This is a genomic window from Oleiphilus sp. HI0043, from assembly GCF_001634935.1.
The window spans coordinates 1-1,439 of record NZ_LWEY01000206.1; the positions used below are offsets into that span (position 1 = coordinate 1).

The window sequence follows — 1,439 nt, forward strand, 5'->3', positions numbered from 1 at the left end:
TTTGGCTCGATATAAATAATGATAAATATTAATTGTAAAAGTCAGCGCTTGAGCTGAGCTATTAGAACACTGCGTTCGACTAAAGCGCACGACTCCTGCGCATTACTTAGTCGTTAAAGTGCCAAATTCGGCCCCTAGTACGTACCTTGTAGGTCGGGTTTCAACCCGACAGATCGGTGCCAATGAGGTAGTTAATAGGTATTGTAAGCACCGCGTCGGGCTGAAGCCCGACCTACGAATAAAGTGCGAATATGCCAAGTTCGGACTCTTCGATATCAATAGGGTGTGCCGTGCGCACCAGCGGAGTTTGATACCTCGTCTTAGTAGGCAGAGGGTTCAACCCCTCGCATGAATCTGCCCCGTGCTAGCCCGCTTGCGAGCCGTGGAAGGCTCTGCCTACAGGTTAGGGAAATTGCTTTGGCCGCCCCCCCATTACTGTTTGTTTGAGTCGCGGGGTTTATCGGTGCGCACGGCGCACCCTATTTGAGTTGTCAGGGTCTTAAATGCGGACTCATTGGCACTAGTGAAGAAAATTCCGATTAGATGTCTCAAAAAGTTACATCAAATTCATTGGCGGCAAAGAGCTTAATCTCGATCTAGGATATCAATTAGATGTTTACTTGGTTCCATGCGTTGATGAAGAACCCTGAAGATTTCAATGCCACCCTGGCACTCTGCATAATAAATGAAATGTGACTCAACTCTTACATGCAAACAGCTTGGTAGTTGGATATCAAACGTATTTCCCTTCTGAGGATTGCAAGCTAATTGCTTAAACATTATTTCTATATCTTTGATATAACGTGCAGCTCGAGCAAAACCAAATTTCTCTAGGCTATAATCAAAAATAGCTTCTAAGTCTTCATCTGCTTTTTGGTGTACAAAAAAGCTTTGGTTTTTATGCATTATGCTTTTTCTTCATCCGTTGAATAAAATCATCAGCATTCCAATTTTCGATAATGGGACTATTTTCACCATCTTTAATAAGCTGGCGTAATTCTGCTAGCTTTGATTCAGCGTAATGCTCTTGCAGAAGTCTCAAGCCCGCGCGAATGACTTCACTTTGGTTAGAGTAATCACCTGAACTAATCAGACCTTCAATAAAACCGCCTTGATCATCAGTAGGTCTAAATGTAACGGTATCTGCCATAACAAACCTCTTCGTAAGAATATGTCTTACAAATAAATTTACATGACTTTATTCAGGCTGGCAAGGAATTAACCAACACGGCTAAACAATAACTACACTTGAATTCGTTCAGCAAGATCAAGCACATCATCTACTTCTACCGGTACCACTATTAGCACCGGTGATGAGGTAAGTCTTACCTTTAAGAGACTCGATTCGCTCAGGTGTCCAGCCTTTTGGGCCGAATTGATGTTTAGTAAATTGGCGGTTGGTAGACATTGCTTAAACTCCTTTATGTGGAAATAAGGAA

Annotated in this window: 3 protein-coding genes; all 3 read right to left on the reverse strand. The window is 42.5% G+C overall.

Translation table 11 applies throughout. The features are described from left to right. Nucleotides 1-585: 585 nt before the first annotated feature. The gene (locus A3729_RS03435) at nt 586-906 is read right to left on the reverse strand and encodes a type II toxin-antitoxin system RelE/ParE family toxin (RefSeq protein WP_068633161.1); all 321 of its coding nucleotides are present in this window, start codon (nt 904-906) and stop codon (nt 586-588) included. Continuing rightward, nucleotides 899-1,150: a type II toxin-antitoxin system ParD family antitoxin gene (locus A3729_RS03440; RefSeq protein ID WP_068506949.1), complete on the reverse strand. Its 252-nt coding sequence runs from the start codon at nt 1,148-1,150 to the stop codon at nt 899-901. Before A3729_RS03440 ends, A3729_RS03435 begins: the two co-directional genes overlap by 8 nt. 92 nt (nt 1,151-1,242) lie before the next feature. Then, a partial coding sequence (locus A3729_RS33780; RefSeq protein WP_231877324.1) for a hypothetical protein occupies nt 1,243-1,439 on the reverse strand: 197 nt, incomplete at its 5' end.

Bases quoted from the DNA above. Each gene is read 5' to 3' on its own strand.
- A3729_RS03435 (WP_068633161.1), bottom strand. From the start codon at position 906: ATGCATAAAAACCAAAGCTTTTTTGTACACCAAAAAGCAGATGAAGAC.
- A3729_RS03440 (WP_068506949.1), bottom strand. From the start codon at position 1,150: ATGGCAGATACCGTTACATTTAGACCTACTGATGATCAAGGCGGTTTT.